This window comes from Priestia sp. ST2 (assembly GCF_055810735.1).
The window spans coordinates 16,567-40,596 of the sequence record NZ_JBVVNT010000007.1 but is presented as its reverse complement, the minus strand read 5'-3'; the positions used below and the strand labels follow the sequence as shown (position 1 = coordinate 40,596).

The window sequence follows — 24,030 nt, the reverse complement described above, 5'->3', positions numbered from 1 at the left end:
TACCTCACCATACTTGCACAGATGGCAGATTCACAAAGTAGAATCCATCATCTGTGCGGATTTGATTTGACGTATCTAAGATATCGATGAACGACATATTGTAAAACTGCAGCACCGTTTTAATATCATGATAAAAAGCGGTGTCATACTCATAGTCTTGTTGCATGTCATACAGTTTTGCTTCTCTCATCATGAATGCATGCCGATCTTGTTCTGTCATCATAGACGTTTCATGATGGAAGTAATTCGTATTCTCTTTCTTTGCACATAAAAAAGCAGCTACAAACGCTTCCGAATCTTCATGCATGACATACATAAAAAGATTGTCTGAAATGTTCGGAATTGTATCTAGCCGCTTTGCTGTATATTGGTATGTTTCAATAACACGCTTTACAAAATTCTCTCGATGTTCTTCTAAGATAAAACCCAATTCAGGAAATGTTGGTTTTAATTGTAATTGATTCATTAATTATTCTCCCCTTTACCATACTTGTATAATTGGTGGATTCTCTACAGTGAAAATCGTTTGTTGTCTAAATACAAAACAAACAGCATCCATGTAACACAAGTTATAATGTTGAAGTACTTGTTGCACATCATAATGATACATTTCGTGATATTCTCGAATGCCGTATTCGTCTGTTATGTCCCATAGATACTCATTGCAATCCGCTTCATCCAAACCGTCTAAATAAGCTAATAGTGATTCAGAGCTACCGAGCTGTTGATCTTCTAAAATCATCCCGACGAAGTATCGTAAATCTAAACTATCTGAAAAACCTGCAGTGAAGAAAGGAATGTTCGTATCTGTTTCATTGTGAGCTGTATTTAAGAAGCTACATTGTTTAAAATACGTATCCAGTACTTCCTTCTCAAAATCCTGTTGCATAAGCCTTGGTACATAATCTAATTCCAGCTGCTTTCTTATGATTTGATTTTGCATACGCCAACCCTCTTTTTAGCCGCTTCGCGTTCTTTTTGTAAATAATGAAGTTCCACCGCTTGCTTTGCTTTTCGTTCTACATCTTTAATCATACGACTTACATAACTTTGAGAAATACCAAACTCTTCACCGAGTTCATATTGCATTTTAGGTGTTTCAGCAATGATGATGTCTGTAAATATTTTTAAGTCCCGTGGATTTAAAGCACGTTTAATAACCCGATACAATTCTCTTGCTTCTGGTACATCAAAGATATCTTCAAATTTATTACTCTCATTTTCATCCCATAGAATATCGTTTAATTTCAATTCGTTATCACTACTGTCATCTGTGGATAATACAAATTCAAAACTGAATGTTCTCTTTCTGTAATTACGTATCTTACGTAGTTCCATCTTAATTTGATTGTGAATACAAGTACCGGCATACGTTATAAATTTTGCTCCATTGGACGGATTAAAACTATAAAATGCTTTTAACATACCTTCGGCAGCATACGTGCATAATTCATCATAATCAACTCGCACATTGTTATAGCTCAAAGCGATGTAATAAGCAAAACGAATATTCTTGTTAAAAAATTCTTCTTTTATTTCCTCTTTCTTTACTTCGTCTTTCTCTGCCAAATACTGCACCAATAAGTCCTCGTTCGTAATTTCGGTTTGATATGCAACCATTTTACATTCCCCTTTGTAATAGAATTTTTACCAAACTTGAATACTTGGATAGTTGATACACGTCATTTTGTGCAATTCATTTAATGGGCACATTTGAAGGTTTTCTATGGTGAAAAATAAGTTGTGATGACCGAGTACCATTTCTACGTCTTCCATAATTTCTGAATAACTAGCTTCTAAAATATCGACTCGTTCTTCAGCTGATAAGATTTTGTTGTGAAACACAAAAAACGGATCACCGAATTCACCATCGGAATACATATAAATCCCGAAAATGTCTACGTGACCCGTTAAGGTATACAAATCATAATGACCATGATCAAAATACGTCGTGAGTATCATTGACTCAAATTCATCTTTCAATTTATCTGGTATGTTCCATAAGCTTAGTTCTTTCTTGATTAATGCATTCACCTTTACCACACTCCAATAAGCGGAGGATTAATCCATTTTTCTAACATAATCTTCTCGTGGCTAAAAATATTATCTCCACGATTACAAAGAAAGAATGAGATATTAAACAGCTGCAGAGCATTATTTATATCCTTCAACAATTCTTTCTCTAAGCTCTCATGTGTATAAAACACACCATAACTCGCATTGTGGTATTTCATTTCGCGCCAACCTTCTACAACATCTTCTTCCGTTAAACCGTTTTCAAAATCATATTTGAGGTCAGCTAATAAATTAGGATCATGGCCAGCTAAGATATAGTCCATATAGTAGTCTTCAAATATATCCCAACCTGTACTTAAAACCATAGCTTGTGATGGAACAAGCACTTCATCTTCCCACTCATCGCTATAACTAAAATCATCCATTGCTTTTAAATAGATATCCGTCACTTCTTCTTTTAACCTTCTAAGGTCATAAGATGCTATTGCCTTCGGTAAAAACGTAAACTGTTTGGACATATCCAATAATTGATTCATCACCATACCTCCTTGATGGGTACATTCATAAATGTTGATGTATGATTCGTATATAAAAAAACATGCTCACGCTTTGCATAGCGGAACATATCAGCCCAAAATCGAAAATGATATTCTTCAGTAGTTAATGAATAAAACATTTCTAATTCACGAGGAGTTAAATCTAAATAACTGAAGGGATCTTCGTCGAATTCACAATAAGAAGTAACTTCCATTAGCGTACGAGACATATAATCAATGAGCTCCAAATCAGCAGGGACAATCACTGGCTTTGAATTTACATAAGCCCGAGTACTAATAGATGTGTACATTTCCCAAAAGCGGTCTATAAAGCATTCCTGCATGTCTGGTGGAATAAGACGAAACAATTCCTCAAGCGTTTGTAACTGCATCACCATACCTCCTTTGTATACATGTTGTGAAGGACGCCATATGTGTCATGATAAAAACAAAGATTGTGATTATCTAATGTCACAATGATGTCGGAAATCACTTGATCCGTGTAGTCCTCCACTATCTCTTCTAACATATAAAATAGCTTTGATTGTTTTTTTATATGATTTAAGAAAACATTATCTTCAAAAATCTCATAAGTGACGCCATCATCCGCTGCACTCTCCATCAATATTTCGAGGACATCCATTTCAGTCACCATGAGCGCTCCTTGTGTAAGTTCATAGTTTTCGTAGCTAGCTAGAACAGCGTTGACAAACATCGGTTCAACCGCTACTGGAATAATATCTAAAGATTGCTTTCGTGCCTGGAGCATTTACCACACCTCGCATATTGGCATGTTGTGAATATGACTAAACATATTAGAGTCAAATACACACATATTGTAAAACATGAATGTGTTGAACATATCTTTCATAAATAAATCAAAGCCATCGCCAAAGTGTTGATAGAACTCATCCATAGCTGCTGTCATCATTCCTGTATCTTCATAGTCTGATTCTATAGAGAGGTATTCGTCTTCATTGTCATAAAGGCCATAAGAGACGATTCTTTTTACAAATTCATCTAAGTCTTCAAAGCCTTCATAAAACTCATTCATACATGGAATAATTTGATCGTGACGTATTTCTCTGTAGAATAGTTCATTTAAAAACGTAGCTTCGTCTTCATAAGCTTGTAAAATTAAAGGGATAAATTCCTCACGATATTCTTCCGGCACAAAATGAAAGGGAATCTGACGCAGCTGTAATTCATTTACCATACCGAACACACTGGAATGTTCATAATGTCATTGCTGTACTCAGTAAAGCGAAAACAAATGTTGTTCCGCTTATAGGTTTCAGTTACATCATGCATGAATAGCGGAAAGCACTCTTCAACCATTGAATTAAAGTAGGCCACATTGTCGTCAACTTCTACAGACATATAACGCCACGGATCACCATAAAGCTGTTCTGATACCGATTCTTTCACGTAATCTGCAAAACTACCATGTTTCTCATTCGCTAAATCTATAACCGATGGAATAGGAGAGAAACCGTAGCGACTGTTTCCAACGCAGATCGCATGAGCTCTGTATATATTAAATGCGTAATCAAGAAACATATCTTGATTATGAGACTTTACAAATAAATACTTTTGTTCTTGTTTTAATAAATGATTCATATCACCAAACCTCCACAGCATGAGTTAATACAAACTCACGAATATATTCAGGCTCTGTCGTATGACAATGAGCGATTTGATAATGCGTTAAGAAGAGATTAATTCCTTTAAACAATTCATCATCGAACTGATCTTGTAACTCGTATAAAGCTTCTTTGCGGTCACTGATTGGAAAGCTAGCAATATACTTATCGAAGTATTCCGTGTCTTGGCCATCTGTATTGTTATAAGAGGCAATCTGTAAAAGCAGCGTATTGCTGAAGTACTCCATAACGTCAACAACACTTGGAATGATGTCATCGTGGTTTGCTACATGAAAATAGTTCTCCATCACTTCTTCATAAAATAAATCAAAGAAACACTCAGGCAGCCATTCAATTTTTGGTTTTGCTAGGACAATAATTTCGTTCATTACTACCACACCTTTACGATTGGATTAGCGGATATAAGCGATTCTACAAGTAAATCATTTCCTATTGGCACTTCTTTATGCCGAAGCATTCTTAATGTTCCATAAGGATGCGGACCTTGTACGTGAGAAATACGATATAAAGACAAGATTTTTTCAACATCTGTACGGTACAAATACATTAAACGTTCATCATCTGGAAATGTACAAGACAAGTCACGTATTTCATCTAGTACAATTTCTATATCTCTGTCATGATGCATATACAAGTCGCGAATTAAATCATTGTACTCGAAAGGGAAAAAGAGGTTTTCAGGAAAGTCCTCTTGTAATCTGCATATACGAGCAACCACGCCCTCTTCATATAAATATCTTGCTCGCCTTGCAACAGAAGAAGAGGCCACAATCGGTTCGCGGCCTCCTTCATCTAACGCTTGATAGCATCCAATTATATTTTCAAGCAGATACTCATGTTCAAAGTGCTCCGGTAAAAAGAAATCAAACTGCAGCTGATCTTCTAGCCGTATTAATTTATTTACCATACTGACACCACCGGACTGTTATGGATGCCATTCAAATTCCCATCTACTCGTTTCCAGTTAAGTTCATCACGATAGCAAATATGATGAAAATCCATAAAGCGTTTGATATCTAATACAAAAGCAACTTCTAATTGATCTGCTGTTTCTAAATAAGCTTGTTGACAATTTTCCCATACAAGATCAGGCCAATGAGATTTTTCTACTGGAAAGACGCCGCTATCTTGTTCTCGTGGAGTTTCATGAACATAGTTATAATCCGTCACATCTGTAAAGAAATCTAATAGATATTGTTTAGCTAGTGGATCTGCAAAAATCATATCTTCATTCACTACTGGAATTTGATCATAGAACACTGTATCGTCATACCAATTCATAAAGTACGTATAAAATTCCGCTTGTGCTGGTTTAGGAATAAAATTAAAATTAACGTTTCTTAAAATAAGTTCGTTCATCACCATACCTCCGTTGTATAAGGATTATAATATTCACTTGAATCATGAGCATCATCTTGATAACAATAAAACATCCGATACACATTCAATACTTCTTTCACATCAAATTGCATTCTAAAACGAGTAACCGCATCATCATCGTTAATTAAACGCATCGCTGCATCTTTTGCTACTGGATAACTCTCATTAAAATTATCCATTCGATTTTGTGTTTCGCTATCTAAAAACATGAAATAGATTTGTTCGCCTATCACGCCTGGATATTCGAACAGACTAAAAACATTTGGGATATAGTCGTGATTAATAAATTCTTCTGAATTGTTATTGTCATGTGCTGCTGTTGATACTTGATACCAGGACAATACTTTTGCTACAAATAGATCGAAGTGAGAAGGATGTATAATCTCCATCCGCTTTTTCACAATCTCCAAGCTACTTGCTTTCATAATCTGGTTCATCACCATACCTCCTTAACAGGTGCAAACATTAACTTTCCTTCATAATCGATATAACAAATATGTTTAGCATGAAAGTATTCGATGACATCTACAAACAGGTCATCTTTTGAAACAACCGGATATTCAAATCCTTGTAGCGAACCACGCAATGCCAAAATGTAATAGTCTTGCTGATCGATACCATAAATCTCAATGTGGTCATTCCGCTCAATACCTTGATTTGCTAAATCTTCTACCATATTCATAAAAACCACTTCTTCTAATTCGCATAAGAGTCGCCCAATATGAGGGACTTGACTATATGCTTTACCGTAAAAATGACGCGAAACCATACTTTCATATTCACTTTGAATTAAATCTTGATGACGAAAAAATTCTCGTTGCTGAAGATACATCACCACACCTCCACAATCGGAACATTACGAAAACCATCAGGCATATTAAAGAAAATATAATGCTGTGAAGCTAACGCTCCCACAGATAGTAGTATGTTGTCATAAGAAGAATCCTGCAGCGCATTGACGACATCAAAAAAGCTAGGTATATACACCGGTACATACTCTAGCCTATACATATCTTGAAGCATCATTGTGTCACAGGTATCAAGGTATTCTTTCATAACCGCATCTAATAAAGCTTTATCAAACGTTTGTAACTCCTGCATGCTTACCACACTCCTTTCACTGGTTTATTGACTAGCTCCCCGTAATCATCTTGATAAAAGAAATGATAACAATCGAGCACATCTAATAATTCTTGAATTTCTAATCGCGGCTTCATACCAATAACCGTATCTAATAAATCAGATTGTGAATGATGATACCCATCATACAAGCGCTCAATGGTTCGATGACTTACCACGGCATCATAATAAGTAATCAAACTCTCAACGCTTGGACATTGTTCTCGTTTACTAATATGTGTATAAACAGAAAAAATCGGCTCCACCGCGAAGTGGAACCGTTGAGAAAGATAAAGTGCATCCATGTTACCACAACCTTACTACAGGAGAATTGAATACTTCTTTCTTGCCGGATTGGGTTATGCTGATGAATGATAAATTCTCTTGTAATAGATGATCGAACACTACGAGTTGATGTTGTATACCAATTTCAATTAGCTCTGGAGGCTCCATGTCTTGTAAATCCCATGCATCATGATTAACCATCTGAATTAATTGTTGTGTATGTGAAGTTGTTGCAGGGTAATCGTGTTCCATTACGCTTGTTACATATTGGTTATAAATCATATCAATTTCCGGAAGTCCTTTACCGAAGAGAGAGGATCGATAAGAAGGAAAGATATCGATCCCTAATTTATTTTGCTTAATTTGCAACATATGTTTAACCTCCTACCCTATTAAGGTAAATATGTTCTACCACGAACATGAAGAATTGTTGGTCCAATGATTGCTTCAGCATGTGGTTGATACTCACTACGGCTCTCAGCTGTGAAGTATACACCTGTTGAAGAATCTTTGAATTTCATTGTGACAATTGGATACCCGCTCAATGTTTTCATTAAAGAATAGAACATATCTAAGTCAAATGATAACATCGGTGCATTCATAATCATTTTCATATTTTGAGTGCTTGTGAAAGCCATTGTTGCAATCGTACGTTCTTTTACACCATACTCATGATTTGGCGTTAGGATGTAGCCAGGATCGTTCGGTGTAATGATACCGTTATTTAAATGTTGAATCGCCATACGAATACCACGGTAATACTGCTGCATCACATTTACATAGCGGACATTATTCTTTTTATCAAAGAAGACCGGTTTGACTAAATACACACGTCCTAGCTGTACTTTCTTTTCAGTTGTTTGTGAATTGTTTGCTACATAGCAATAGTAGTAACGTAAACCTTTCATTGGCGTATCAAGTCTAATCTTGATTACTGTGCGTCCCTCTTGATCACGTTCAGCAATTCCGACAGCTGTGCCTTGTGGTAAACCAGCTGTGAAACCAAAGTTGATTTTCTTATCTTTATGACCGCCTTTTAAATCCCGCTCACGACTATCAATAAATTTCATAATTGTATTAGGATTTAATTCTACTTCGTAACGTAAAGCAGACCGCTCTTTGATGGTATCGATATAATTTTGCGCTACATCTACATCTACTCGTTCTCTGTAATCTTCACGAACCTCAGTACCTAAAAGACCAACATTCGTTTCAATATATTCATCATCCATGTAATCATACAAGCCGTTCACTTTTCTATAATCACGTTCACCTAATTTGATTTCATTGTTCGGTCCATAATGAAGAGCTGTTAACAACACACCGAAGTTTGCTACTTGACGACGGAAACCAGCTAAAGCAACTCCACGCTCTGCATCAATAAATGTACGTCTTAATTGAGCATCTTTGTTTAAAAGAGCAATCGGATGTAATTGAGTAATTGCACTTGTCATACTTTTATCTACCGTATCAAATTTAGTGATTTCGAATTTAGTTGTCATTATAATAATCTCCCTTTTTAATTAACGTATTTTTTAAATAAAAATAAAAAAGGAACAACACATTATGTGTTGTTCCGTGCATTACTTATTGCTCGTCAATAATTTTTGTTGTATTGATTGTTTGATTTTGTTGCTTTTGTGCTTCTTCTAAGATTTTTACTGTTTCTTCTTTCACTTCACTTTGTGCTAATGCTACGATGTTTGTCATTTCATCCATCCATTGTTGCTTTTCGTTCTTGTTCATTTTCACACTGTTAACTTGCTCACGGATTTCCTCCATTAAGTTGAACTTGTTGTTGCTCTCTGCTAATTTCTTAGCTAAATCAATTTCTTGTTTTTCAAATTGTACTGTTGTTTCACCTTTGTTAATTGCATTTGCAATTGCTGTTGTACGTTGAATTGTTTTTAATAATGCTAATCGTTTTTTCTTTTCTTTAAATACTGCTGCATATCCACCTGCTGCACCTGTTAATAATCCTAATAAGAATGCGCCGACTCCTACTTGTACTACTACTTTCTTGTTTTCTGCTAATGTAATTTCTCTCATTGCTTCTCCTCCTTCGAATGCTCCTACTACGAATGCTTTTGCTTCTGCTTCTCGTAATTCTTCTGCTCTTTCAAATTCCTCTGATGTTACTGCTTCTGTTAACTCTTGGTTTTCTACTACTTCCTCGATGTTGTTCATTTCCATTGTTTCGTTTGTCATTTTTAAACACTCCATTTCATTTTTTTATAGTTTCTTCACTGTTCTTATCACACATTTTTTTCGTTTTTGGATTTTTACGGACACATAAAAAAAGCCGCTCAACCTATAGAGGGAGCGGCTTTCAATCAATGAAACTCAATATCTTCTTTTATCTCTTCTCCGAAAACAGTCACAAGTTTTTCCATCATAATCAACGTCCACGGATCCACTTCAATTGTTTCTGTATTCATGACATCTGTATCTTTTACAAATTGCCCGCTCGTATCCATCAAGACATCCTTTTTCGTTAAGAGCTGCTGATGAATAATTGTCGTGGTTTCCATATGCTGAAATACTTGCCCGGCGTAATCTAACCACAATTCCAAATGTTTCGTAGCGGTTAGAATATCTCCTTTACGAACAGCATCTTGGATCATTTTCTTTCCTTTTGCTAAACGAGCTAGTTTTTCTTTACTAGACCGTATGTTTTTTTCATAGTCACGAATTTGCCCTGGCGCTGGTACTCTCATATGCTACCCCCTATAAACTTCGCCATTAATTGCTTTAATCTTCGTTACACCACCACGCTTTTCAAATTGGATAGCATTATCTACAGTATCCATAAGCGCTAAGTGATGCGTAACAATAATGTTTTGCTTCTTAAACATCGTATTTAATTCTTGTAATAAAGAACCGATGAGCTCAATTAAGTCAGCGGATACCATCTTAGCAGGCTCATCAAGAAAGATAGGCCCAACAGGTCTAGGATCTAAAATCATCAATAAACCAAAACGTAGACCGATAGCGACAGTATCAACGACACCGCCGCCCATTGAGTTCTCAGGGGAGAAGCGTACAATGCTATCCCCGTCTTGACTCAATACAAAAAAGTCTACAACTGTATTATTTCGTGAAGTATCAATTTCAATTTCAAAACTCATACTCTCACCAAATACGGATTGTAAGCATAATGTTACAACTTTTTCTAAACCGGACGCAACCGTTGCACGAGCCATTTCCGCTAACTCTTGAAGGAAGATACGCGCTTCTTCAAACAATTCGATTTGGTTAAGTAAATCATCATATACAGAAGCGTTGCGTTCGAGATTACGTTCTAGTGCCTGTAAGTCCCGTAAGGATTGTTCGTATTCATCAATGACACGATCTGTTGCCTCCATCAATTGTTCAACCTGCATTAAATCTCAATCCCTTCAGCTTTTAAGACTTCAGCCATTTTATCAATATCGCTTGTGATGTCTTCTTTCATCTGTGTGCAAAATGCCTCCATTTCTTCTACCGTTTTGATTTCCTTGCCTGCTTCTTCTTTGATTTGCTCATAGATACGTTGTTCCTCTTCTTTTAAATGAGCACGACGCGCTTCATTACGAACCTTCTTTGTTTTCTCTTCTTCTACTACACGTTTGATTTTTTCGAATTTGCTAGCCATATTGGTTATCTCTCCCTTATTTTTAATTAAACAATTGTCTCTAAAGTTTTCGTGCATACTTCATGTGTTTCTTGACCGCAAGTAGGGCATATCTCTGCTTCTTGTAAAGCTTCTACAAATTGGTTAAGTGCTGCATCAATAGATTCATTAGCATTCTCAATCAATGAATCAGTCTCCTTAATTTGTGAACCAACATTCTGCAGGCGATCTAGGTGATTAAACAAGATTTTATACTTGCTGACATCTACATCTAATTGCGAATAATTTATAGCAGCTACTCGCTCAGAATAATCGTTGGCTGCATTCTCTTGTGATTCTTGATTGCGTTTTAAAGCTTCTAGTTTGTCAGATAAAGAGCGGAAGTTTTTAACACGCTGTTCAATATCATTTTTTGATTCTTCAAGAGTAGCTAAGATATCATCCTTCATATCTTGAATCTCCGCTATTTCTCCTTTGATATCAACGAGCCGCTGCATACGCTTCTGAATGTATTCAAACTGACGATTGCGTTCTTCGAGGTCTTCTGGCCAGTGATGGATAATCGTATCGGCTTGCAAAATAGTTTCATTCAATTCCCCAATAATTTCACGAATTTCTTTCAAGCGGTTCAGCTGCTTATGGAGAAAGGTTTGTAAGTTCGTTTTGGTTTCAATCCCTGTTTTTAATTTCTTGAGGACTGTCACCTTTTCAGCGAGACGTTCTACAACTGCTTCTGTACTTTTCTTTTCAAGCTCAATTTGCTTTCCTTCCTGTTCTAATCGCTTTTTCTCTTTTGCATTAAGGCGTAAATCCTCATTGACTGACGTTAATCCCTTATCAATCTTCCCAAGCTCTTCAAGGTTTCCTAACACTTCAGCTCGCTTAGAAGGTTTTAACGAAAGGAGAAACGGTGCTTCAAGTTGATCCGCAAACTGAAAATAAATATCTCCTGCAATTGGTTTAATACCGTGAGCTTCCTCGATGTCAGGAGGAACGTTGGAACCAAAGCCTGTGTATTCTTCTTTTAGCTCCCCGTCTACATACAAACGATAAAAGTTCACGCTACCTTTCCCTCTTACACGTTCAATCGATTTGCCATTAGATAAATGAGTCTTTACGCTTGCTTCCTTTTGTCCCGCTCGAATGAAGTCTGTACCTTTAGGGTAATTTCGCAAGCACCACTTGATAGCTCGAAGAACAGCAGTTTTTCCGCTGTTACTCGAACCAACCAAGGCATTCGTACCACTTGTGAATTTCAAAGATGTATTGCTATGAGATTGAAAGTTTTTAATATCTACACCTGTAATCCAAATATCCTCTTGTTTACTCATATACTAGCCTCCTATTGTAAGATACTTACGATTTGCTTTACTTTATCTGGAGAAACGTCAGGAACAATAATGTTGACTGTGGCATAAAGATCGCCGTACTTCTGTGTCGATGGCATATACAATCCCTCTCCTGGCACAATCACTTTATGGCCACTTTGCGTACCTTTCACAATCGGCACTTTCGCTACTTCTCCAGTAGGCAATAGCATAGGATGATCCCCGCCGGTAAGTGTTGTTACAAAAGGTACATTGATTTTTGTTTGTAAATCATACTCATGCACAATTTCGTAATCTTCATCTTTTAAAACAAAGACCAAATGCAAATCACCATGAGCTCCACCATTTACGCCTTCATCGCCTTTTCCAGCTACACGCATTCGATGACCATCTGTGACATCATCACCGACCGCTACTTTAAATTGATACGTAACAGGGTGTTTACCTTCTTTGCAGTCAGGGCATTTTTGAGCATCACTGTAACCCGCACCGCTACATTCAGGACATTGAATTTCTCGTTTGATTTTTCCAAAAGGAGTCTGAACGTTTTCAAACTTAAAACCTTTACCGGAACAATCTTCACAACCTGTATCTAATGCCTGTAGAATATTGGCTCCTTCACATGTACGGCAGTTAATAAAACGCTCAACAGATACGGTTAACGTTCGTTGTTGCTTAATATCTTCAATACAAAATGGCACTTCTAACTCGATATCTTCACCGCGAATGGGAAGGTGCGGTTTGACAACATGAGTATGGAAAGCGCTGAAAATGTGCTCGAATGTATATTCTTCATTCTTTTTAGATTCTTCTTCATAAAAATCATCGTATTGCTTTCGAGTTTCAGGATTACTTAATTCAACGTATGCTTCATGAATCTCTTGAAAAATCTCATGAGCGTTCTCTTCTTGTGATACGTCTGGATGATGTGTTTTTGATAAAGCACGATATGCTTTACTTATCTCTTTTGTTGTTGCATCACTCTCGACCCCTAAAATTTCATATAAGTTGACTACTTTCTTCGCCACTATTTTCACCCCATCTATATTTAAATGTGCAGCCGACGCTTCACTTCTTTCACTACTTCAGGTTTTGTTTGTTTTTGCTGTTGATACTGATCTAAGATTTTTAACAGATCGACGCCTTCAATATCAATCTCTTCAAACAGCTCACGCATTGTTTTCCTACCTTCTGCAAGCAACGCCTCTTTGCGCTTCTTTTCATCTAGCAAACTACGATCCATAACTTCCATGCCATCTTTTGCGACTTCACAAGGAACTGGCTCAATGGCAGATGTTCCGTCTTCAAAAATGGTGACAAGCGCAAACTTCGGCATACGATTCATTTCTGAATGTGATGCAAAGACACGACCTAATCCACCAGGATTATAGACGTAACCATTACGTAAACGAATAACCGGAAACCCTTTGTGGTCATGACCTGTTAACGTAACGACTGCTTTCGTCTCATAAATCTCGTCAATCACGGTATGTGGAATATCTTCTAAAATTGGTTTCTCAGATAAGAAGCCATGGACAATACGAATCTCAGGAATACCGTCAAACTCATCCACAATGTAATCACGGGAGCGGTGATAAAGAATGTTTCCTTCTTCATCGTAAATATTCCGATCTAATTGAGCATAGGAGCTCACACCGCTCAGTTTCACCTGCTGCCCATTGGCTCCTGTTATAATCGTTGGCTCCTTCGTTAACACATGAAAGAAATCATTAAATTCTTTAAATACGCCAAACGGAGTTCGCTTAACCGTGTCAGGGTTCCATCCAATCATTTCGTGATTTCCTAAAACGCCCCACATGTGTTTACCTTTTAATTCTTCTTTAAATAACTTACCTATACGTGTTACATACTCAGCTGTTGTATAAGGTGAATCAAATGTATCTCCACCGCTTAAAAAGCCATCTACACCTAATTCATGCCCTTTGCGAAAGAAGTGTCTTAGCTTCATTTCAATCGTAGAAGGATAGTCATCTGTTCGAGTAGATGGACTTCTTCCGGTAGTGTGCGGATCTGTATGATATAAAAATTTAAGTGGCATCGTCGTCACTCTCCATTGGATATATTTTTTCGACTCGCTCTTTATTTAATTGTTTTGCTACGTCAGGATCAAACTCATACTCAATAATCTGATCGCCTTCTAAATTATCAAAATTAGATAAGACATCATCATCCACTTGATTTGTTTCTTCATCTTCTTTTGTTTTATTTTCAATTGTGATAACCTCAGCATTGTGCATAGCCAACATCACCTCATTGATTAACGAATTGACTTCTTCATACGTCAAATAATTAATGTTGTATGTGAGTGTTGTTAATTGATATTGTGGATGTGAAGCGGATGATACACTTATTGGTAACGCCGTTTTTCCTGCAATGTAATGTACAATGGTTTTAAACATCAACTGCATATAGGTGTTTGGAATATGCACCGCTTTCACACGTAAATATTGTTTGATATCAAAAGGTAATTCCGTTTCATCTTCAACACGGTATGCAATGTCACGTAAGAAAACGTCCGGATTATCTTCTTCTAATAAATCAGTTCCATCATAACCGAGACATTTAAATTCAACAGATGTTGATATCAGCTGTTCATCTTTTTTAAAGACAAATGTATACTGATTCTTTTCTTTTTTCGCTTCAATTAATCCCAAAATAACCCCTCCTAAAAAAAGACAAAAAGATAGGACAAAAGAACCATAAGGCTCTCTTGTCCATTTTATCACTTAAAACTCATCTTGTTTAACTTTTTCCATCTGTAATTGCATTTGTGTAATCCAAATTGCTGTGATTGCTGCTAATGCTGTAATCCATGCTGTTGTTGATCCAACTTGCTCAATAACTTTTGTTTTTACTTCTGTATCTAATTTGCGTAATTCTACACGCTCATTGACTTCTAGCTTTGTTACCTCGATGTCTTTCTTCATTTGCTCGATTGCTTGTTGTAACGTGATTTCTTTCTCCTTGATTTGTACGTCTAACTCTTTCGTTTTGATTGCTGCTTCCTGTGTTGCTTGTGCTACCTTTACGTCCTGCTCGTTTGTTTGTACTCCATTGTTTTGATTTGTCATTTTGTTTCATCCTCCTAAATTTTTAATGTGTTACTTTCACAATCCTTATAACAGTTTTTTCCTCCCTTTTAGCAGATTTGAGGGATATCAACAGAAAAAGACGGATACCTCATCTTGTGAAGAGATAACCCGTCTTTTGCTTGGCTCACTGTTCTTATAACCTTGTTGGGTGTTAATGGACAAAACTTCATCAAAGCCTCACACATCGCACTTTCGTTGTAATAAGTGCCTGTAGCAAATAAAAAGTCGGAGCTAATTAAAATCATGAAGAAAGGTTTGTTTGCTTCTTCAATCTCATAGATGTAGGAAACGACTGATTTCTTATTTAAGCGGCATTCCGTTTTGGGAATCTCAATTTTCTTTACAACTTCGCAACCTTGTTTAAATAGCTCCATTGTTAACGCATAAGCACCACGCGCTTCTAGTTTAGATAAAGGCCTATGAGACGTTTCAAATGTCTTCAGCTGTAACGTCCCTTGTTCTTCTGTAAACACAAGTGCCGCTTTAATATGTTGAAACGTCACAAGATTGATTAGTGAACGTCTGATACATTCTTGCTGTCTTTCTTCATTCTGAACAACATTCCGATAAAGCGGCAGCTGCACATCACGAATTTTAGTTGTCATTGACTGAACGAATGGTAAATCAATATGGGCTAATACATTATAAGGAATCATCGTACCACCTCTTCTGAATTTTTATTGTCACTCCACAATTGCTACACTGAACGTATTTCGCTTCTTCTTGATGAGGACGTACATAGCGTTGGTTGCACTCCCCACACTTGGTATATCTCATTTCCTTACTTGCAGAACACACGACTACAGAAGCGCCAACCTCACTCAATGAGTTCATTTGGTTAGCACCTCCACGACTTGTTGAAACCTTTTCAACCATTTGACACCTCTTTCCGCTTTATCAGCTAATTGTTTATTTTGTTCAATCATTTGGTCAGCTCTCCACAATACGTAAGCTAATCGTTTATCATCTTCTGTTAACGTAACAACCGGCGTATCGTTAAATGTGCGAATGCCGCAGAACATCATTAAATGCGTTAACTCTAAATCTGTCATTTCTTTTACCTGCAGCAACTCTTCTGGATCAAAGGGTGTTCGTTGACATTCAAAGCGGTCTTTCCAGGTAAATGTATGGGTACCGCCTAGTGCTGCATACCGTTTTAAATTCATATCATCCACTCCTCACTCATACTCAAATAACTCAAACAATAATGGAAAATGATTCGTTTCAAATAAATCCATTAAAAAACTTTCGTTTGGCATAAAGACACTAACCTGTAAGTATCGATGCATTTCTTGAAGATCCCTTTCTGCTAAGGTGTCTGTTAACAATTTGCAAAGCTCATCATAAATGTGTCTGTATGTGCCTCGTTCTTTCTCTCCAAATAAATCTCCCCTCTTCAATAAAATTGTTTGCTGCTGTGTCAGCTCATTAATACTCTGCTGGATCAGCACCATCCACTGTTTTCGATTTAGTCCATTGTTTCTCTTCACTAGGAATCCTCCTTTATACAAAATAAAAAAACGAGCACATCAAATGTCTCGTTGTTTTTCCACTATTCTTATCACACCTTTTTACGTACAAGTAGTTTCTGAATCCCCTTAAAAAACACTGTAAGGGAAAAGTTGACATGGTATACTTCAAATAGGACTATTTTACTATTAAAGGCGGTGTTAGGGGTCATGACCAAATCGTATTCTCTCATCGGCCCTGATGTATTTATTGATGCTAAGGGTAAGCTCTTCGAGAAAACCGCTTCGAATGAGTACGTCCCTATTCAAAATAAATATATTGAAGCCGAAGACCGTTTTGTTCAAAAACATTTAAAACGAAAGGCAGGGAAATCCTCATGAAAAAAAGAGCTTCTGGAACTGTTCTGCACAATTCTTCACCTCAAGCGATTGAACAGACTTTAGAAAATGAAATTAAGGATGCGTTAGGAGATTTCCAATCAGCGGTTCAAACGAAAGTGTTCTTAGAGATTCAAGACGAGGATAACGATTTATCTACCAACGTCACGAATGCATATGGTGCCATTCGTTTAACTGTATACGGTGCAAATCTATATATCCCATTCTTAATTGTAGATAAAACCTTGTTGCCATTTGACGTGATCCGCATGGGTGATGAAGAAGTAGCCTATGATTATAGCAAACTACGCAAAATTGTTAATTCAATTGAACATAAAGCAAAGTCTGCTCAAGAAGGTGTAGAAAACAGTGACGGCTTTGACACAATGGAAGTCGCGCAGTTTGATGACATCCAGCCAAACAACGGCTTCTTAGGAACAATCATGGCGGTACGTGATAATCATCGTCAAAAAGATTTGCGTGGTGATACGCCCTGGGATGGACCGGGATTCGGAACCATGGATGACGAACGATTATTACGCATGGCTCAAGTCGATGTACTCAACGAGTTCAATGAGGCTATGGAAAAAATCGCGCAAGTAAAAGTATATACGCCTGCTCAGTTAGAATCATTTGAACAACATATTACAAAACAAGCACAGGAAGAATTAGAAGCAGAGTTTGAGAAGACGGCTGCCGTTCATTCTGATGAAAATACATTGGAGATCGCCAAGTTAAAGAACGATATGATTAAGCTTTCTGAAGCAAAGTTATTCAATGTTCATCGTGCAGCAAGCGGAAACAATATCATGTTCCCTACATTTACAGAAGGTAGCTTCACGTTTAATCTAGGGCGCGTGTACCGCAAGTTTGATGGATGGGTACAAAACTCAACACGCTACACGTCTCCTAAACTAGACGCGATGGTCATTGATAAAGATGGCGGCTTTGTCACGTTAGAGTCTAATCAACCATTTATGGCTAGTACGGAAAAGCCAATGTCCTTTGATCTTCCTTCTACTGAAGCTCGTGCTTTAAAAGAGCATTACATCTACACGACTGAAAAAGGCATTGAGACATTGATGAATCCTTTTAAGGTAGAACACAGCTACAACGAAGGCCAACGTTCTGAAATGATGGTCATTAACCGTAACAAAAAATCAAATGTGATGGGCAACCCGTTGTTTGAAGACTATTTCCACTGTCGAGAAGTTAATCCAGGTAAATTTAAAGATGGTAACGACTTCGGAGATCGTAATCAAGCGTTTGGTATTTTAGTATCGAAGCACCCTTCTATTCAAGAACCTACGTGGATGTCGTTTAAAGAAGTGAAAGAATATGTGAATCAATATGTAGAAGAATTAGATAATGTCAAACTGACATTGGATATGGTATCGAGCGGCAGCTACGATTTCTTTAGAACAGAGGATGAAAAAGTATTTGTCCTTTTCCCTGAAGATCATCCTTTCTTCCGTTTAGAAAAACACATCACGAACTATTACACACGACCAGACAGCTTATTTAAAGAAGGTCCATTAAGTAAGCAAGCGGCTTATAACGATCAAAACAAAGCAACACTTGTTGTGCTATCGGATCGTCAACCTAAGAAATATCGTGTGGAGTGGCAATTTACTGAACATGGTAAAGGTAGTGAGTCTCAAGGCGTGAAGTTAGAAAAACGTTCGCAAGGTGATTTAAGTGAAGGTGAAGCTAAAACACTTTTAAATAAGCTAGGCTTTGACTTCCGCAAACAGACCTTGTTCTTTGAAATCACAAAGCGTAACGGGCGTAGCGCTACTTTTAATCTACCAAAAGACCATAATGGGGCAACAACTGCTCTTACGGATCAAACCAATTCTAAAGTGAAGCAAAAGATGAAAGGTATTGCCGATGCGATGCTTCATTCTAAAAACTTCATGCCAGCACTTGAGGATAGTGTATCAAGCGGAATTGCGAATGTTCTAGCATCTACTATTCCTAGTAGTGTATCAGCTGCACAAAGAGCAGATAGCCTCTTCTCTTTCTCGAAAGAATCAGAAGAAGTCGCAACGGAAATGGAAAAGACCGCTTCAAAATTAAACGGTAAAACGTGGCATGAAATTTCAGCGATGATTAACCTGAAGCACCGTTTAGATAAGGTTGCTGGTGAGATCTATCAAGGAAACTATGTTCATAACGGACATGAGGTATTTGAAAAGGTTGCTGGTCTGAAGGAAGTAATCGAAAAGCAAGCATCAGAGCTTATTGATTTCAACCGCAAACAGCGTATTCGTACAAATAACTACTTAGTTAACCCAACGCTCATTAAAAGCGCTGTAGCTCAATTAGATGGCCTATATCGCTATGCTTCATTCGTAAAAAAAAACGAGTTAACTAAGCAGGCAGGTATTTTCAGAACAAATCCATTGTTAAAGCAGGGTGAGCAATACATTGGGAATGCTGAAAAGAACGTACAAAGATTACAACAAATATACGAAAATGCAAATGCGAAGTTACGAGCGGTCATGCATGAGGGTTCCGAATCACCAAACGTTCAACAGGCATTGCAAAATGCCAAACAAGCAGAAGCAGAGCTAACAAAAGGTGTGCAAGAACTACGCAGCCTGCATGAAAGTCAAGGCGATGTGCGTCAAAAAGAAGCGGTTAAGAATGTAGGTGCCGCTACTGCTGTAGGTGTGCCGGGTTTAGCAGGGTTAGCGTATGCTAGAGAATCTGCACATGATTCACAATAAGAAAGGTGGATGAGTATGGGGAGGTTTTCTTTTTTAAAGGTTGCGCTAGCTCAACCTACTCGGCTATCCGAACAAGATGAGTTAGAGCTTGTTGAAAAATATAAGGCTGGAGACGAAATGGCGTACAAAAAGCTACGCCTCTCTCTCCGTCCTTTAATTGAAAAAGCCATTGCGGATGTTATTCCATCGGGGAATGAGGTATCCGCTTCTAACTTGCGAATGAGAGCTGAAACAAAGCTACCGGATATTATTAAAAGCTTTGATGCAAGCAGAGGATATAAACTAAAAACCTACATCATTCGGCAACTAAACGGTAATTTACGAAATGCAACTTCCGAAAACAAAATAGGTCCTTATGTACCGCGTAATCAACATCCGGATCTTGATCGATACAAACAAGCGATTCGTACAGCTGAAATGGAGCATGGTAAAAATCCGACTGAAGACCAAGTACGCTCTTATTATCCACAAGATGCTGCCACTGACTTCGATAAGATTAAAACGTATCATGTCAAAAGTTATTTAGGCGACGCTGTGTTTGGTGAAGATGAAGAAAGTGATGGCTTAACCTTTAAAGACCAATTCACTGAAGGAACAACCATTGGCGATAATGATGTGTTTGGTTCGATGAAAGAAGAAGAACTAGACCGGAAAATCAAGCAAGTGTTTACGCCTGGAGAGCAACAGGTGATTCAAATGATTGTGAAAGATGGCAAACCGTTTGTTGAAACGTCTCTTACATTAGGTGTAAGTACAGGAGATATCCGTAAAATTATTAGACGCTGGCATGAATTGTCCCAACAAAACTAAAAAAAGGTGTGGTTACGATGAGTCACCTTCCAAACGAGTATCAACCAATCCATCAAGAAGTATGGAATAAACTTGATCAGTTAAACCGCCGTTTGCATTTTCTTGAGAAAGAAAACAAGGAATTGAAAAAGGAAAACAATGCTTTAAAGCGAACCAAACGGCGCGGGAAGAAGAAACGACTTAAATATAACCGCAGAGAAAGTGGTGAGTAAATGCCTTTGTCTTTATTTGGTGATAAAACAGAAGAAGAAAAGCAGAAGGAATTAAAGTTAGGACTCGCCGCATTAGCAGGTTCGGGCATTGGCTGGCAAGCAGGCTCTTTAGCTTCCTTGCCGCTTGATGCTCGCCATCAAAACAAACTAACAGAAGATGCCTTGCAATTAACCAAGGATAAAGAAGATGCCCTAGAACATTGGCGAACGCTAATTAAAATTGAACGTGGCCAATTAAGTTTTGATGACTTACCTGAAGCGGATCGTGACTTTTATCGCAAACAATACGCAGAGCTCAAAGACGATATAAAAGCCCTGGCACGTAATCCATATGAATTAAAACGTTCAATGGATGATTTAAAGAAAGGTACGGTCAAACCTCTTTTCGGCAACCTTCCCAAAGCAACCATGCGCGGGGATTTCCCTGAAAAAGTACGTCATCCATATTCCAGAATGCTTCCGGGCATCGGTGGGATTTTGGGAGGCATTGGTGCGGAAGTAGCGATGAATCAATTTCTTGAGAAAGAAGACGAAGAATAAGTACACGTCTTCTCTTTTTATGATAAATTTATAGGTAATAAGACCTATTGGAAGGAGTGGAATGAATGGAAAAAGAAGCTGGCATTGGTACCGCTCTTCTTAAAGGTACTCCTAAATTTTTAAAGAATGTCACTGGCTTAAATGTGCGGAAAGCACAAAAAGCACTTGATAATGCAAATCCAGCGGAAGTATCCCGTCAACAAATGAAGGGTATGAAAAAGGATTTATCAAATGCCAAAGTGGACCGCAACATCGCTCGCGCTGGTACAGCTGGTGTTACAACTGTAGGCGGAGCTGGTCTAGGTGGATACAAAGCGTATCAAGAATCAAATCAACCAACGACAGGAGGGAATGTTATGGAGCAAAATCAAATATCTAATCAACTTCAACAACAGCAACAACCGTTTCAACAAGTTGCGAGTGAAGATATTATGGCTCACTTAGAAAAAGTTGCACAAGATGAACATTTAAGTGCTGGAGATTATGGTGCCGCTTTAGGAGCTGGCGTAACAGGTTCTCTTGGAGCCGCTGCAGGTGCAATGTCAGCTTTACCGGGTTTAACGTCTCCTGGTATTAAAAATAAACTAGGCGGCATCGGTACGGGTTTACTAGGAGCTGGCGTTGGTGCAGTTACTGGAGCCATTCCGGGTGCGATGGTGGGTCATGGTGCAGGCTCTTTAGTGGACTATGGACGCTTAGTGCAGAATGAAAAATCTCAGTCTGATGAAGACATTAAAGAAGCCATCAAGGAAGAGTTACGTGCTGAACAAGCCAAAGAAGCAAGTGAGCTTATGGAGCATTTAGAAAAGGTAGCGGGTATTCGTGAAGGCGTTAAAGAGTATTCTCGTAATCTTTTAGGTAAAAACCATAAGGAAGCTTTAGAAGGCGTTCGTAAAGCAAAAGGTAACGATGAGTTAAAAATGGTTTCCGAAGACATCTATAACATGAGTGTAGATAGCGCACAACGTAAAGCAGATGTTGCAAAGAAAAAACAAAAGGATGCGATCACTCAACTAGGCGTAACGTCTGGTAGTGCCGGTCTTGTAGGAGGAGCTGTGGCATCGAATATGAAAGCGAATAAAGAGAAAAAGCAGAAGAAAGAAGCAAATGAACTATTTGAGCATTTGGAAGAAAAAGTAGCAAGTGTCTTCAAAACCCTAGCGGATGCGACAGGAGCAGGCGCACGTAAAGCGCAAAAAGCATATGAAGAGATAGCTACTCCACAAGCTTTCTTAGAGCGTGAGCCACAAATGGGTGCTATGCAACATTTTTCAGAAGTGGATCAGGCGAAATCGCTTATGGATCGTCAAATCGCTAATCGTGATGAAGCGCGTAGCAATCTAGTTATGCCTGGTGTTGTTGCAGGTGGATTAGGTATTGGTGCTGCTGGTGCTGCTTCTGAAATGAAAAAATATGAAGCTTTAAAACAGCAAGCGATGGCTGAATTAGCAGCTGAGCAAGGTGAAAATAACGAAGATGTTGAATCTTCACGTCAAGGAGCTGGTTCTGTGTCTAACAATCCTGCTGGAGTCGATAAGTCAGCAAATGAATTATTAAACCACCTCGAAAAAGTTGCGGAAGAAACTCACGGGGAAAAAGGCCGTCAAGATCGTCACTTCCTTACAGAAACGTTTCTTGGTTCGGGGCCACACGGTTATCTAATGAAAAAGAATAACATTCTAGGTGTAAATGAAGAAGATAGTCACGCTATGGCTAACGCTAAAATAAGCGGTATGACTGGTGCTCTTCTTGGTGCAGCGTCAGGTGGTATGCAAGCCGGACCCGCAGGAGCTGCAGCAGGGGCGGTCACGAACGGACTTATTGGTGGAGCAGGTGGTGCGCTTGTCGGAGGACTTCACGATATGTGGGACGATGCACATCCGCAGGCAAAAGAAGCCAATGAATTAATGGATCACTTAGAAGAAAAAGTAGCGGGTATTTTCGGTACGCTTGGTTCAAAAGCATCTTCTGGTATTAAAAATTTAACGAATAGCATGAACAGTTTAGGTGGAGCTTCTGCACCAAAGCCTGCTGCTCCTACACCAACGCCATCATCGAACGGTATTCACTTGAAGAATCCAGGTGGCGATGCACCAAAACCAACGCCAACACCGGCTCCAACACCGAAAGTACCAATGCAACAACCGGGTGCAGGTATGTTGCAACCTAAACCTACAATGATGCAACAACAAAAAATCGCCAAGGAGCAAGATGAATTAATGGATCATCTAGCTAAGATTGCCGCTCCTTCTCTTGGTGGACTTGGTGGGAAGATTAAAAACGGTGTCAATACAGTTACAGGTAAAAACTATAACGATGCTAAAAAATCTTACGAATCATTCAGTACACCGGAAGCTTTCAAACTGCAAGCTAGACAACATGGTGTGTCAAACACTCGTCAACACTTAGAAAAAATGGAAGCTGGCGTAAATAAAGAAAAAGAAAAAATGGATAAAGCTCGCGGTGCTGTCAAAGGTGCAGCTGGAGGCGTAGCGGCTGGTGGTGCTGTAACGGGTGCTGGTGTAGGTGTCGCTTCTCTTGCGAAGTCTAAGCAACCAGAAACACCACAAGTTGAAGAGGAAAAAACAGCTACTGAACAAGATACAAACTGGAATTCATTGTACAAAGAAGCGGCAGACGCACTAGTTGATGAAAACTTCCCTGCTGTGAAAGAGTACACGGATCCATTAGATAGAATTACATTCTCTTATTAAGAAAGAGCTCTCTTCGGAGGGCTTTTTTTATTTGTAGTTTTTTAAGGGAAATGTAGAATAAAGCAATGAATATAGGACTATTTTCCTATAAAATGAATCTTATAGAATGCAACAACGGAAA

General features: G+C 38.2%; 36 protein-coding genes. 6 read left to right on the top strand and 30 right to left on the bottom strand.

Annotated elements, in window-relative coordinates; translation table 11 throughout:
- Nucleotides 1-4 precede the first annotated feature (4 nt).
- The 30 genes from AC0KUU_RS24600 to AC0KUU_RS24455 form a co-directional block, all read right to left on the bottom strand.
- The gene (locus tag AC0KUU_RS24600; protein ID WP_473453406.1) at nucleotides 5-466 is read right to left on the bottom strand and encodes a hypothetical protein; all 462 of its coding nucleotides are present in this window, start codon (nucleotides 464-466) and stop codon (nucleotides 5-7) included.
- 15 nt (nucleotides 467-481) lie between these two features.
- On the bottom strand, nucleotides 482-943 hold the full coding sequence (locus tag AC0KUU_RS24595) for a hypothetical protein (RefSeq protein ID WP_473453404.1): 462 nt from the start codon (nucleotides 941-943) through the stop codon (nucleotides 482-484).
- On the bottom strand, nucleotides 925-1,620 hold the full coding sequence (locus AC0KUU_RS24590; RefSeq protein WP_473453403.1) for a sigma-70 family RNA polymerase sigma factor: 696 nt from the start codon (nucleotides 1,618-1,620) through the stop codon (nucleotides 925-927). The genes AC0KUU_RS24595 and AC0KUU_RS24590 overlap by 19 nt, the downstream gene beginning before the upstream one ends.
- Before the next feature lie 27 nt (nucleotides 1,621-1,647).
- Nucleotides 1,648-2,034, bottom strand: coding sequence for a hypothetical protein (locus AC0KUU_RS24585; protein WP_473453401.1), 387 nt, complete (start codon nucleotides 2,032-2,034; stop codon nucleotides 1,648-1,650).
- A gap of 2 nt (nucleotides 2,035-2,036) precedes the next feature.
- Complete coding sequence (locus AC0KUU_RS24580) at nucleotides 2,037-2,552, bottom strand: hypothetical protein (protein WP_473453399.1); 516 nt, start codon at nucleotides 2,550-2,552, stop codon at nucleotides 2,037-2,039.
- Nucleotides 2,552-2,944, bottom strand: a complete 393-nt coding sequence (locus AC0KUU_RS24575) for a hypothetical protein (RefSeq protein ID WP_473453397.1) — start codon at nucleotides 2,942-2,944, stop codon at nucleotides 2,552-2,554. Before AC0KUU_RS24575 ends, AC0KUU_RS24580 begins: the two co-directional genes overlap by 1 nt.
- Nucleotides 2,944-3,321 carry a hypothetical protein gene (locus AC0KUU_RS24570; RefSeq protein WP_473453395.1) on the bottom strand — a complete coding sequence of 126 codons (378 nt, stop codon included), beginning with the start codon at nucleotides 3,319-3,321 and terminating at the stop codon, nucleotides 2,944-2,946. The genes AC0KUU_RS24575 and AC0KUU_RS24570 overlap by 1 nt, the downstream gene beginning before the upstream one ends.
- On the bottom strand, nucleotides 3,322-3,768 hold the full coding sequence (locus AC0KUU_RS24565; RefSeq protein WP_473453393.1) for a hypothetical protein: 447 nt from the start codon (nucleotides 3,766-3,768) through the stop codon (nucleotides 3,322-3,324).
- Complete coding sequence (locus tag AC0KUU_RS24560; RefSeq protein WP_473453391.1) at nucleotides 3,762-4,172, bottom strand: hypothetical protein; 411 nt, start codon at nucleotides 4,170-4,172, stop codon at nucleotides 3,762-3,764. Before AC0KUU_RS24560 ends, AC0KUU_RS24565 begins: the two co-directional genes overlap by 7 nt.
- A gap of 1 nt (nucleotide 4,173) precedes the next feature.
- The gene (locus AC0KUU_RS24555; protein ID WP_473453389.1) at nucleotides 4,174-4,584 is read right to left on the bottom strand and encodes a hypothetical protein; all 411 of its coding nucleotides are present in this window, start codon (nucleotides 4,582-4,584) and stop codon (nucleotides 4,174-4,176) included.
- Nucleotides 4,585-4,586: 2 nt separating this feature from the next.
- Nucleotides 4,587-5,123, bottom strand: coding sequence for a hypothetical protein (locus tag AC0KUU_RS24550; protein ID WP_473453387.1), 537 nt, complete (start codon nucleotides 5,121-5,123; stop codon nucleotides 4,587-4,589).
- A complete protein-coding gene (locus AC0KUU_RS24545; protein ID WP_473453385.1) occupies nucleotides 5,117-5,575 on the bottom strand; it encodes a hypothetical protein in 459 nt (152 codons plus the stop codon). Before AC0KUU_RS24545 ends, AC0KUU_RS24550 begins: the two co-directional genes overlap by 7 nt.
- Complete coding sequence (locus AC0KUU_RS24540; protein WP_473453383.1) at nucleotides 5,575-6,033, bottom strand: hypothetical protein; 459 nt, start codon at nucleotides 6,031-6,033, stop codon at nucleotides 5,575-5,577. Before AC0KUU_RS24540 ends, AC0KUU_RS24545 begins: the two co-directional genes overlap by 1 nt.
- Nucleotides 6,033-6,428, bottom strand: coding sequence for a hypothetical protein (locus AC0KUU_RS24535; protein WP_473453381.1), 396 nt, complete (start codon nucleotides 6,426-6,428; stop codon nucleotides 6,033-6,035). The genes AC0KUU_RS24540 and AC0KUU_RS24535 overlap by 1 nt, the downstream gene beginning before the upstream one ends.
- Complete coding sequence (locus AC0KUU_RS24530; RefSeq protein ID WP_473453379.1) at nucleotides 6,428-6,697, bottom strand: hypothetical protein; 270 nt, start codon at nucleotides 6,695-6,697, stop codon at nucleotides 6,428-6,430. The genes AC0KUU_RS24535 and AC0KUU_RS24530 overlap by 1 nt, the downstream gene beginning before the upstream one ends.
- Before the next feature lie 2 nt (nucleotides 6,698-6,699).
- The gene (locus tag AC0KUU_RS24525; RefSeq protein ID WP_473453377.1) at nucleotides 6,700-7,020 is read right to left on the bottom strand and encodes a hypothetical protein; all 321 of its coding nucleotides are present in this window, start codon (nucleotides 7,018-7,020) and stop codon (nucleotides 6,700-6,702) included.
- Between the two features lies 1 nt (nucleotide 7,021).
- The gene (locus tag AC0KUU_RS24520; RefSeq protein WP_473453375.1) at nucleotides 7,022-7,372 is read right to left on the bottom strand and encodes a hypothetical protein; all 351 of its coding nucleotides are present in this window, start codon (nucleotides 7,370-7,372) and stop codon (nucleotides 7,022-7,024) included.
- A 20-nt stretch (nucleotides 7,373-7,392) separates the two neighbouring features.
- Nucleotides 7,393-8,502: a hypothetical protein gene (locus AC0KUU_RS24515; protein WP_473453373.1), complete on the bottom strand. Its 1,110-nt coding sequence runs from the start codon at nucleotides 8,500-8,502 to the stop codon at nucleotides 7,393-7,395.
- An 85-nt stretch (nucleotides 8,503-8,587) separates the two neighbouring features.
- Nucleotides 8,588-9,208 (bottom strand): hypothetical protein, encoded by a 621-nt coding sequence (locus tag AC0KUU_RS24510; RefSeq protein ID WP_473453371.1) that lies wholly within the window; start codon nucleotides 9,206-9,208, stop codon nucleotides 8,588-8,590.
- Nucleotides 9,209-9,333: 125 nt separating this feature from the next.
- Nucleotides 9,334-9,717: a hypothetical protein gene (locus AC0KUU_RS24505; protein WP_473453369.1), complete on the bottom strand. Its 384-nt coding sequence runs from the start codon at nucleotides 9,715-9,717 to the stop codon at nucleotides 9,334-9,336.
- Between the two features lie 3 nt (nucleotides 9,718-9,720).
- A complete protein-coding gene (locus AC0KUU_RS24500; protein WP_473453367.1) occupies nucleotides 9,721-10,365 on the bottom strand; it encodes a hypothetical protein in 645 nt (214 codons plus the stop codon).
- Nucleotides 10,366-10,382: 17 nt separating this feature from the next.
- On the bottom strand, nucleotides 10,383-10,634 hold the full coding sequence (locus AC0KUU_RS24495; protein ID WP_473453365.1) for a hypothetical protein: 252 nt from the start codon (nucleotides 10,632-10,634) through the stop codon (nucleotides 10,383-10,385).
- Between the two features lie 26 nt (nucleotides 10,635-10,660).
- Nucleotides 10,661-11,944, bottom strand: coding sequence for an AAA family ATPase (locus AC0KUU_RS24490; RefSeq protein ID WP_473453363.1), 1,284 nt, complete (start codon nucleotides 11,942-11,944; stop codon nucleotides 10,661-10,663).
- Nucleotides 11,945-11,955: 11 nt separating this feature from the next.
- The gene (locus AC0KUU_RS24485; protein ID WP_473453361.1) at nucleotides 11,956-12,969 is read right to left on the bottom strand and encodes a DnaJ domain-containing protein; all 1,014 of its coding nucleotides are present in this window, start codon (nucleotides 12,967-12,969) and stop codon (nucleotides 11,956-11,958) included.
- 20 nt (nucleotides 12,970-12,989) lie between these two features.
- Nucleotides 12,990-14,000, bottom strand: a complete 1,011-nt coding sequence (locus tag AC0KUU_RS24480; protein WP_473453359.1) for a metallophosphoesterase — start codon at nucleotides 13,998-14,000, stop codon at nucleotides 12,990-12,992.
- Nucleotides 13,990-14,616: a hypothetical protein gene (locus tag AC0KUU_RS24475; protein WP_473453357.1), complete on the bottom strand. Its 627-nt coding sequence runs from the start codon at nucleotides 14,614-14,616 to the stop codon at nucleotides 13,990-13,992. Before AC0KUU_RS24475 ends, AC0KUU_RS24480 begins: the two co-directional genes overlap by 11 nt.
- 72 nt (nucleotides 14,617-14,688) lie before the next feature.
- Nucleotides 14,689-15,033 carry a hypothetical protein gene (locus AC0KUU_RS24470; RefSeq protein ID WP_473453355.1) on the bottom strand — a complete coding sequence of 115 codons (345 nt, stop codon included), beginning with the start codon at nucleotides 15,031-15,033 and terminating at the stop codon, nucleotides 14,689-14,691.
- Between the two features lie 68 nt (nucleotides 15,034-15,101).
- The gene (locus tag AC0KUU_RS24465) at nucleotides 15,102-15,710 is read right to left on the bottom strand and encodes a hypothetical protein (protein WP_473453353.1); all 609 of its coding nucleotides are present in this window, start codon (nucleotides 15,708-15,710) and stop codon (nucleotides 15,102-15,104) included.
- Nucleotides 15,711-15,884: 174 nt separating this feature from the next.
- On the bottom strand, nucleotides 15,885-16,220 hold the full coding sequence (locus tag AC0KUU_RS24460) for a hypothetical protein (protein ID WP_473453351.1): 336 nt from the start codon (nucleotides 16,218-16,220) through the stop codon (nucleotides 15,885-15,887).
- Between the two features lie 12 nt (nucleotides 16,221-16,232).
- Nucleotides 16,233-16,544, bottom strand: coding sequence for a hypothetical protein (locus AC0KUU_RS24455; RefSeq protein ID WP_473453349.1), 312 nt, complete (start codon nucleotides 16,542-16,544; stop codon nucleotides 16,233-16,235).
- Between the two features lie 189 nt (nucleotides 16,545-16,733).
- On the opposite strand from AC0KUU_RS24455, the gene AC0KUU_RS24450 reads away from it, so the two are divergent.
- From AC0KUU_RS24450 to AC0KUU_RS24425, 6 genes are all read left to right on the top strand, one after another.
- A complete protein-coding gene (locus AC0KUU_RS24450) occupies nucleotides 16,734-16,904 on the top strand; it encodes a hypothetical protein (protein WP_473453347.1) in 171 nt (56 codons plus the stop codon).
- Nucleotides 16,901-19,633 carry a hypothetical protein gene (locus AC0KUU_RS24445; protein ID WP_473453345.1) on the top strand — a complete coding sequence of 911 codons (2,733 nt, stop codon included), beginning with the start codon at nucleotides 16,901-16,903 and terminating at the stop codon, nucleotides 19,631-19,633. Before AC0KUU_RS24450 ends, AC0KUU_RS24445 begins: the two co-directional genes overlap by 4 nt.
- A 15-nt stretch (nucleotides 19,634-19,648) precedes the next feature.
- Entirely contained in the window at nucleotides 19,649-20,443 is a 795-nt protein-coding gene (locus tag AC0KUU_RS24440) for a sigma-70 family RNA polymerase sigma factor (RefSeq protein ID WP_473453343.1), read from the top strand.
- A 17-nt stretch (nucleotides 20,444-20,460) separates the two neighbouring features.
- Nucleotides 20,461-20,655 (top strand): hypothetical protein, encoded by a 195-nt coding sequence (locus tag AC0KUU_RS24435; RefSeq protein ID WP_473453341.1) that lies wholly within the window; start codon nucleotides 20,461-20,463, stop codon nucleotides 20,653-20,655.
- Nucleotides 20,656-21,195: a hypothetical protein gene (locus AC0KUU_RS24430; RefSeq protein ID WP_473453339.1), complete on the top strand. Its 540-nt coding sequence runs from the start codon at nucleotides 20,656-20,658 to the stop codon at nucleotides 21,193-21,195.
- Nucleotides 21,196-21,260: 65 nt separating this feature from the next.
- The gene (locus AC0KUU_RS24425; protein ID WP_473453338.1) at nucleotides 21,261-23,909 is read left to right on the top strand and encodes a hypothetical protein; all 2,649 of its coding nucleotides are present in this window, start codon (nucleotides 21,261-21,263) and stop codon (nucleotides 23,907-23,909) included.
- Nucleotides 23,910-24,030: the final 121 nt, after the last annotated feature.